Origin of the sequence: Paraplanobispora takensis, from assembly GCF_016863195.1 — a bacterium.
Taxonomy (GTDB): Bacteria; Actinomycetota; Actinomycetes; order Streptosporangiales; family Streptosporangiaceae; genus Planobispora; species Planobispora takensis.
Map to the genome: position 1 here is coordinate 1 of NZ_BOOK01000099.1, position 8,151 is coordinate 8,151.

At 71.1% G+C, this 8,151-nt stretch carries 11 protein-coding genes; 8 read left to right on the top strand and 3 right to left on the bottom strand.

Translation table 11 applies throughout. The annotated features are described in order from the left end of the window. Positions 1-258: hypothetical protein (locus Pta02_RS40265; RefSeq protein ID WP_203880321.1), on the top strand; the 258-nt coding region annotated here is incomplete at its 5' end. A 174-nt stretch (positions 259-432) separates the two neighbouring features. On the opposite strand, the gene Pta02_RS40270 is transcribed toward Pta02_RS40265, so the two are convergent. Then, entirely contained in the window at positions 433-1,359 is a 927-nt protein-coding gene (locus Pta02_RS40270) for a ParB/RepB/Spo0J family partition protein (protein ID WP_203880322.1), read from the bottom strand. Further along, complete coding sequence (locus Pta02_RS40275; RefSeq protein ID WP_203880323.1) at positions 1,359-2,084, bottom strand: nucleotide-binding protein; 726 nt, start codon at positions 2,082-2,084, stop codon at positions 1,359-1,361. The genes Pta02_RS40270 and Pta02_RS40275 overlap by 1 nt, the downstream gene beginning before the upstream one ends. Positions 2,085-2,326: 242 nt before the next feature. Here Pta02_RS40275 and Pta02_RS40280 point away from each other — a divergent pair, with 242 nt between their 5' ends. From Pta02_RS40280 to Pta02_RS40305, 6 genes are all read left to right on the top strand, one after another. Continuing rightward, positions 2,327-3,694 (top strand): FG-GAP repeat domain-containing protein, encoded by a 1,368-nt coding sequence (locus Pta02_RS40280; RefSeq protein ID WP_203880324.1) that lies wholly within the window; start codon positions 2,327-2,329, stop codon positions 3,692-3,694. 148 nt (positions 3,695-3,842) lie between these two features. Next, complete coding sequence (locus tag Pta02_RS40285; RefSeq protein ID WP_203880325.1) at positions 3,843-4,139, top strand: type II toxin-antitoxin system prevent-host-death family antitoxin; 297 nt, start codon at positions 3,843-3,845, stop codon at positions 4,137-4,139. After that, the gene (locus tag Pta02_RS40290; RefSeq protein WP_203880326.1) at positions 4,136-4,375 is read left to right on the top strand and encodes a type II toxin-antitoxin system RelE family toxin; all 240 of its coding nucleotides are present in this window, start codon (positions 4,136-4,138) and stop codon (positions 4,373-4,375) included. The genes Pta02_RS40285 and Pta02_RS40290 overlap by 4 nt, the downstream gene beginning before the upstream one ends. 157 nt (positions 4,376-4,532) lie before the next feature. Then, positions 4,533-4,790 carry a hypothetical protein gene (locus tag Pta02_RS40295; protein WP_203880327.1) on the top strand — a complete coding sequence of 86 codons (258 nt, stop codon included), beginning with the start codon at positions 4,533-4,535 and terminating at the stop codon, positions 4,788-4,790. Further along, positions 4,787-5,272 (top strand): hypothetical protein, encoded by a 486-nt coding sequence (locus tag Pta02_RS40300; protein WP_203880328.1) that lies wholly within the window; start codon positions 4,787-4,789, stop codon positions 5,270-5,272. Before Pta02_RS40295 ends, Pta02_RS40300 begins: the two co-directional genes overlap by 4 nt. Position 5,273: 1 nt before the next feature. Beyond that, positions 5,274-5,501: a hypothetical protein gene (locus Pta02_RS40305; RefSeq protein WP_203880329.1), complete on the top strand. Its 228-nt coding sequence runs from the start codon at positions 5,274-5,276 to the stop codon at positions 5,499-5,501. Positions 5,502-5,563: 62 nt separating this feature from the next. Here the strand turns inward: Pta02_RS40305 and Pta02_RS40310 are convergent, their stop codons facing one another. Continuing rightward, on the bottom strand, positions 5,564-6,655 hold the full coding sequence (locus tag Pta02_RS40310) for a site-specific integrase (RefSeq protein WP_239131599.1): 1,092 nt from the start codon (positions 6,653-6,655) through the stop codon (positions 5,564-5,566). A 348-nt stretch (positions 6,656-7,003) separates the two neighbouring features. On the opposite strand from Pta02_RS40310, the gene Pta02_RS40315 reads away from it, so the two are divergent. Next, positions 7,004-8,151: methyl-accepting chemotaxis protein (locus Pta02_RS40315; protein WP_203880330.1), on the top strand; the 1,148-nt coding region annotated here is incomplete at its 3' end.

Consider the following 8,151-nt stretch of genomic DNA (forward strand, 5'->3'; position numbering starts at 1 on the left):
GCGGCGGGCAAGGCCGCCACCGCGGCCCAGCCCGTCGCCGCGACCGCCGCCGCCCTCCGTCCCGCCGCGGTCTCCGAGGCGACCGACAAGACCACGACCTCCGTCGTCGCCCTCCCCGGCGGAAACTCGGCCACCCCGGCCGACGGCCCGGCCGGCACCCCCGCCGGGTTCATCGTCGGCGGCCTGCTCATGGCCCTCGGCGCCGCCTACGCCGGTCGCGGGTTCCTGCGCGAGCGCCTGTCCGCGCTCCGCGGCTGAGCGCGCCACGTTCTTCCTCTGAGAGGCCGCCCTTCCCGCCGATCTCTCACACGACGCCAGTGGGGCCGTCACCGGATTTCCGGTGACGGCCCCACTGGCGTTCTCAGCGATCGGGCGCCGCCGTACGGCGTCCACCGGCCGGAGTGTTTACGCCGTAAACACTCCCCGCCTCTCTCAGCGGGCCACCGCCATCGAGAGCAGTTCCACCAGCTTCTCCAGGTCCTCCTTCGACAGCCGGGCGCGCAGCTCGGCCGCGATGGCCGCGGGCGGGCCCATCGGGATGACGCCGTAGTCGCTCATCTCCGCGGAGAACCGGTCCCGGCCGGCCGTACTCCTCCTCGGAGTGTTTACGCCGTAAACACCCTCCCCGTTCTGGGCGCCGTTCCCGGCGGAGGGCCGGGGCCGCTCTGCGGGAGGCGGCGGCGCCTCGACGGGCGGCGGGGCGACAGGCATCGCCTGCTCCTCCGGTGGAAGCTTGCCGATCTCCCGGGCGTCCTCCACCCGCAGCACGCCGTCGGCCAGCGCCTGCTGCAACTCGGGGATCAGCTTGAGCAGGATCAGCCGCTGCGACCCCCATCCCGCGGACTTGCCCACCTTCCGGCAGGCCTCCCGCAGGGAGATCTCCCGCAGGTCCATCAGGCGCTGCAGAGCGCGCGCCTCCTCCAGCGGCGTCAGGTCGTCCCGCTGGAAGTTCTCGATGAGGGTGCGCTCCTCGGCGGAGTCGGCCGAGTCGCGCACCTTCACCGGCACCTCGGTCAGCCCGGCCAGCGCGGCCGCGTGCCGGCGACGGTGGCCGTGCTGGATGACGTACGGCTTGTCGCCGATCTGCTCGGCGTGGTGCGGATAGGCGCCCAGCCAGACGTCGCGGGGGACCACCACGAGATCCTGCAGCAGGCCCTCGTCCCGGATCGTGTCGGCCAGGCCCTCCAGGTCGCGCAGGCTGTCACGGGGGTTGTCGGGGTTGTCGGCCAGATCCTCCAGGCGCACGGTCTGCGGCCACCTCGGCGCCTCCGCGGCCTCCCTGGCCTCTGCGGCCTCCGCTCCGGTCTCGGCCGGCTGGCCGACCATGAGCGCCGCCAGGCTTGTCCTCTTGCCCGCCATCAGGCCTTCCCGTTCCCGTTCCGCAGCTGACCGTGCTCCAGTGCGAGCCGGTAGAAGTCCTCGCGGGCCTCCATCGCGACCCGGTTCTTGGGGTACTGGGTGACGACCAGCCCCTCGGCCGACGCGCGGGAGTGGATCTTGTAGTGCCGGATGACCGTGTTGGCCAGCGGCCAGCCCTGGTTGCGGACGAACTGCAGGGTGTCGTCGAGGTCGGCGCGGCCGTCACGCGGGTCCCAGTTGTTGGCGACGACGAGGTAGGGGAGCTTGCGGGGCTTGACGACCTTCTCGATCGTGTTGAACGTGGGCTGGAAGGCCAGCGGCTCCGGCTCGATCGGGACGATCACGTCGTCGGCGTTGTCGAGTACGGCACGCAGCGCCTCGGCGGCCTTGCCGTCCCCCAGGGGGTCGTCGGACGAGGCGCCGTCCGACAGGTCCAGCCAGCCGGGGGTGTCCACCCACACGTCGGTGACGTGCGGGATGTGCCGGAGGTTCGCCAGCCCGGCGATGTCGTCGTGAGCCTGGACGAAGTCGAAGGGGAGCGCCTCCCCGACTCTCTCCGACCACCAGACGGCCGAACCCTGCGGGTCGATGGAGACCGTGACGACCGGGGGGTCCTCCCCCGCCACTCCCCCGACGGTGTCGGCGGTTACGGCGGCGAGGTTGACGGCGAGCGTGGACTTGCCGACGCCGCCCTTCTGGTTGAGGACAACATGCACTCTGGCCACGTGGGGCTCCTGTTCCGTGTGCTTCCCGAGGTGGTACTTCGGATCAGGAGGCCAACTATCCCAGATGATCATCGTGTTCACGCCGTAAACACCCCCCGGCGCGCCCCGTACGGCGGGGCCGTACCCCGTAAGCCCTCACCCACCGCCGTCGCCTGCCGATAGGAACCCTTACCGCCGTCCGGCACCCACGGCGCTCCATGAGGGAGCGCCCGCCGGCGGCGAACGGCTCATGGAGGAGCTCCTTGAACACGTCCCATCCGCGGCGGCGTGCCGCGGCCCGTCATCGCGCCACCGGTCTGCTCGCGGCGATCGCCCTGACCTCCGGCGGCCTGGCCGCCACGGCGGCCCCCGCCCAGGCCGTCGCCCTCACCCCCTGCGCCGGGGTCGGATTCAGCCCCGCCCCCGACACCCCTCTCAGCGACGCCCCCCGCATGGCGGTGGCGACGAAGATCAACGCTGACGCCACGCCCGACCTCGTCGTGAGCGTCTGGCAGCCCGCCGGCGCCTCCGTCCAGGTGATGATCGGCAACGGCGACGGCACCTTCGCCCCGCCCGTCACCGTCCACTCCGGATCCGGCTCCGCCTCCCGCTTCGCGGTGGCCGACTTCGACGGCGACGCCGTCAACGACCTGGCCGTCCCCGACGCCGGCGACCAGCTCCTGACGATCCTGCCGGGCAACGGCGACGGCACCTTCGCCCCGCCCGTCATCGGCTTCGCCTCCGCCGTGACCATGACCGTCGTCCCCGGCGACTTCGACGACGACGGCGACCAGGATCTGCTGTCCATCGGCGGCGGCTCCTCCACGGAGCTGCTGGCCGGCAACGGCGACGGCACCTTCCAGATGCCCGTCGGCGCCGGCCCCGCCGCGTGGAGCACCGACATCCTCGTCAGGGACTTCGACGGCGACGGTGACGACGACGTGGCCTACGCCACCAGCGGCCCGCCGACGACCAACTCCGTCGAGGTGAGGCTCGGCAACGGCGACGGCACCTTCGCCGCCGCCGTCTCCTACCCCGGAGGTTCCTACCCCGAAGGGCTCACCGCCGCGGACTTCAACCGGGACGGGCAGACCGACCTGGCCTTCCTGTCGCCCTCCGACGGCACGGCGCATGTGCTGGCCGGCAACGGCGACGGCACCTTCGACCCGGCCGTCGCCCACACCGTGGGGCCGGACATCGACACCGTCACCTCCGGCGACTTCAACAGGGACGGCAAGCCCGACCTGGTCGTGGTGCACGACGCGTTCCCCGGCACGCTCTCCCTGCTGCTCGGCAACGGCGACGGCACCTTCGCCCCGCCCGTTTCCTTCAACGCCGGCAGCGGACCCGGCCGGGTGGTGGCGGCGGACTTCAACGGCGACGGCGCACCCGACCTGGTCATCCCGCATGTCAGCAGCCACGCGCTCTCGATCGTGACGACCGTCTGCGTGCCCGCCCCCACTCCGCCGCCGGTGCCCTCGGTCAAGCCGAAACCCAAGCCCGCCGTCAAGCCCAAGGCGACGGTCAAGCCCAAGCCGAAGCCGGCCCCGGCCGTCAACACCAAGGCGAAGACCAAGGCCAAGGTGCAGCTCAAGAAGATCAAGAAGATCAAGGGCGGCGGCGTCGCGTAAGGCCGCATCGCCGTACGGCTCCCGCCGGGTGCACCGCCTGCCGAGGTGATGCACCCGGCGGAGGCCCGGAGTGTTTACGGCGTAAACACCGACGAGCGTTCAGAGTGAGCATCATGCACAGGATGGACATCTTGGGTATCGTGGTCGCATGACCAACGAGACACTCGGCATCGTCGAGGCGCGCAAGAGGCTCGGCCCTCTGGTGGCCCGCGCCGTACACGGTCACCAGCCCACCACGATCACCCGTTCCGACGAGGAGCGCGCCGTCCTCATCTCCGAGGAGGAGTACGAGGAGCTTCTGCGATTGCGCCGGGAACGGGAGATCGAGAGCGTCACCGCGGCGATCGCCGCCCGCAAGCGCGGCGAGCTCTCCACGCACAGCTACAGTTCCCCGGACGAGCTGTACGCCGACCTCGGCCTGCCCGTTTCCGGCGAGCGCTCTTGAAGCGGTCCCTCGAACTCGCCGACGCCGTCCGCGAGACCCTGCGGCAGGCCGCGCCCGGCCTGCGCATGCTGATCGCCGACACCCTGCTGGATCTCACCGAGGATCCCGAACCGCTGGGAGCCCGTCCCTACGGAGGGATCCCCGGCGCGTTCGAGATACGCACCGACACCTTCCGCCTCGTCTACACCCACGACCCGGACCACGTGTCGGTATGGGTCCTGCAGGCCGACACCTGACCGTCTCCCTGCCTCGCCGTACCGCCCGGTCCACGCCCGGAGTGTTTACGGCGTAAACACTCCGGCGCTGTGGCGGAGGAAAGCGCCCGGTGCGATCCCTCTACGGGAAGGTCGCGGCGCCCTATGGCCTGCAATGCATCTGCACTACGCTCGGCACATGGATAACGAGTCCCTTCCGGCAGAGCTGCTTGCCGAAGCCCGGCAGTGGATCGCTGAGACCGGCCAGGACATCACCCCTGCCGAGTACATCGCTCGGGCTCTCCACCGGCAGATGCAGGAGGACTACCGGGCTGCCAAGGAGCGTGAGGCGCGTCGTATCGAGGCCATCCGCGCGTCCAACCCCGAAGGTTTCGCCGCCGGCGAGCGCCGTGCTGAAGAGCTCATCGCCAAGTACTCCAGACGGGCCACGGCGTGAGTGCCAAGTTCATACTCGACACCTCCCTCATCACCGCTTACGCACAAGGACACGACCAAGCCGTCGGCATGGTCCATGTGATCAAGCGCCAGGTCCCCGGAGGTCTCCTCCTGCCTGTCACGTCGGTGATCGCCGCACGGACGCGCCTTACGATCGACCAGCGCGAATACCTGGATGCAGAGCTTCTGGCCCGTAATCCGCAACCCGGCTCCGATGAGATCGTTGTCCGGCTCGGTGTCGGCTATGACCCTGTCAAGGTCGATCTCGACGGAGACGCCCAGAGAGGGATCTCCGGCACCTGGGCGGATCTCGGGGTCGACACGGTGCCGATCGACGTGGCCGAGGCAGCCTATTGGGGAAACCGAACCGACCGCACCGTGCTGACCCTCGCCGGCAAGTACACCTGGGGACCCATCCTGACCGACCTGCCAGGAGTGAGCGTCGAAGATCTCCAGGATGGCCCACCTGAGAACTGGGGCTGAGATGGACGTCACCCACGAGGTGTCCGATCAGATGATCACCACGTCGTTGCGGCTGCCCAAGCCGGTGATGGACGCGGTGCGCGCCCGAGCAGCCGAGCGCGGCGTCAAGCCGACGGCGCTGATCCGCGAGGCGATCGTTGCGAGCCTGGCAGACGATCAGGCCATGATCCCTCTCAGTGTGCTGCTCGCAGCAGCGGAGGAATACAGCAAGCGGCGTTCGGTCGCCTGAAGGTCCCACGCACACGGGATCAGATCAGAGCCAGGTGTTTACGGCGTAAACACTCCAGGGACTCAGAGGCCGGCGCCGTGCATCGGGTTGTGCTTCCAGCGGTCGACGTCGCGGATGTACTTCAGTAGTTCGCTCGACCCGTCGCGCCAGCCGCCGTGGCGGCCGATGGAGACCAGGTCGGCGCCCGCGGTGTAGGCGCCGGTGGCCCCGCCGGCGCGCAGGCTGTGGGCGCTCAGGTCGTCGATGGCCAGGCCGGCGCGCCGGGCGGCGCGGGTGAGGATCGTGCCGATGGTGTGGCCGCTGAGACGCCCGTCCGCGGGGCCGCTGCCGGAGGGCCTGGCGCCCGGGACGCCGGCGATGACGCCGTGGCGGTCGATGCGGCGCAGCAGCGGCCCGGAGGTCGAGCCGCGCTCGGCCAGCAGGGCCCGCCAGGCGCGCAGGGTGCGCACGGGGCAGGTCAGCGGGTCCGAACCGTAGGGGACGGCGACCCGGCGGCCGGTCGCGGCCCGGTCGGTCTTGGATCTGCGCACGGTGACCAGCAGGCCCTGCTCGACGTCGGTCACGTCGCCCAGGTCGAGACCCGCGAGCTCGCTGCGGCGGGCCATCATGGCCCAGCCGAGCACGACGGTCAGGCGGTCGCGCAGGTCCGTCGCGGTGCCGGTGTCCAGGGCCGCGGCGATGCGCCGCAGGTGGGAGACGGCCAGAGCGGCGGCCTGGCGCTGGTTGGGCGTCCCGGCCGCGGCCCGTTCTCCCCGGTAGGCCTTGCGGACGGCGCGGGCGGCGGTGGTGTCGGGCGGCAGGAGGCCGTTGATCCGGTGCGCGGTGCGGATGCCGGCGATGGCCCGGGTGATGGTGGCCGGGGCCTTGCCCTCGTCTGCCAGGGCGGAGACGTACTCGGCGAGCGTCTCGGCGGAGGCGGGCAGCGCCGTACGGCCTTCCCGGGCGCACCAGGCGGTGAAGCGGTTCCAGTCTCCGGCGTAGGCGCGGCGGGTGGTCTCCGGGACGCTGGCCGTGATGCGGGCCGCGGTCGTCGCCGAGAGCGTCGTGTCGGCTCCGGCCACGGCGGTCCCCCGGACGGCGTCGTCCCGGACCACGGCGGTCGCCTGGATCACGTCGTCCCGGCGCCCGGCATCCCCGTCCGCGTCACCGATCACCACGACCTCCCGTGCGTCCGCCGTACCCGCACCGCAGTCTGCCAGGCGGGGCCGACAGTGATCGGAAGAAGCCGGCCGCCCGGCGCCCCGGGTGTTTACGGCGTAAACACCCGGCCGCTCTCACCCCCGGGTGTTTACGCCGGAAAAACTCGACCGCCCCGCCCGCTCCACAGTGTTTACGCCGTAAACACTGCCGGGCGCTCCGAGGCTCCGGACTGTTTACGGCGTAAACGCCGCCGGGGCCACGCCGAGTGGGCGATCCCACGGCACCGTCCGGAACAGGTGGGCTCAGGTTCCCCCCTCCTCCGCCGATGCGTGTTCAGAGAAGTGTCGATCACGGAGGGCTGCATGCGTCGCGTCAGAATCGGAGTGCGGCTGGCGGGGGCTTTCACCGCTCTGCTGGTGCTCCTCGCGGTGGTCGCGGTGATCGCCTTCTCCGCGATCCAGGACCAGCGGAACACCGCCGCGCAGGTTCGCGACCTGCAGGTGCTCACCAGCCAGGCCAAAGAGATCAAGTTCTACGCGGCCAGCATGAGCGGCTGGCAGAGCGCCTACATCACCGACGTCCACCGGCTGGGCGCCGGCCGGGCCTTCGGAGGGGACTCCGTCAACTACAAGGCCTGGGAGCAGGAGCGCAAGCGCTTCGAGAACTTCGTCTCCCAGGTGGCCACCGGCGTCATGACCACCCCTGAGCGCAAGCTGTTCGACCGGATCACCGCCGAGTCCGAGACGTACTTCGCGACCAACGACAAGATCGTCGAGACCTTCCGCAAGGACACCCCCGAGTCCCTGTGGGCGGGCGACCAGCTCGCCACCAGCGACAGCTGGAACACCTACTACCGGATCCTGCGCGCCTCCCAGCAGCTGGCGCAGTCCGTCGACCAGCGCAGCCAGCAGGCCGTGGCGGCCTCCGCGGACGCGGCCGCCTCCGCCCAGCGGGCCATCACGGTCGGTACGGCGCTGGCGCTCCTGCTGGGCGTCCTGCTCGCCTACACCGTCACGCGCAGCATCGTCACCCCCGTCACGGCGGCCCGGGACGCCCTGCGCACCGTGGCCCGCCGGGAGCTGAACGTGGAGCTGCCGACCGGGGGCCAGGACGAGCCCGCACAGATGGCGGTGGCGCTCAACGAGGCGCTCTCGGCGGTCCGTTCGGTCGTCACCGAGGTGGCCGACCACGCCGGCACGCTCGCGGAGATGTCGACCGAGCTGGACCGGGTCACCAGCACCTTCGCCGACAGCGCCGCCCAGACCTCCGTACAGGCCGGGGCCGCGGTGCGGACCTCCCAGGAGGTGAGCCAGAGCGTGCGCGACGTCGCCGACGGCTCCCGCGAGATGGGCGGCGCGATCGAGGAGATCTCCAGGAACGCCTCGGACGCGGCCCGGGTGGCCGCCGAGGCCGTGGTCGCCGCCGAGTCGGCCAACACCACCGTGGCCCAGCTGACCTCGTCCTCCTCCGAGATCAACCACGTGGTCAACCTCATCACCTCGATCGCCGA

Coding starts and splice junctions, on each gene's coding strand:
- Pta02_RS40305 (WP_203880329.1), top strand. CDS start 5,274: ATGGACGTCACCCACGAGGTGTCCGATCAGATGATCACCACGTCGTTG.
- Pta02_RS40270 (WP_203880322.1), bottom strand. CDS start 1,359: ATGGCGGGCAAGAGGACAAGCCTGGCGGCGCTCATGGTCGGCCAGCCG.
- Pta02_RS40285 (WP_203880325.1), top strand. CDS start 3,843: ATGACCAACGAGACACTCGGCATCGTCGAGGCGCGCAAGAGGCTCGGC.
- Pta02_RS40295 (WP_203880327.1), top strand. CDS start 4,533: ATGGATAACGAGTCCCTTCCGGCAGAGCTGCTTGCCGAAGCCCGGCAG.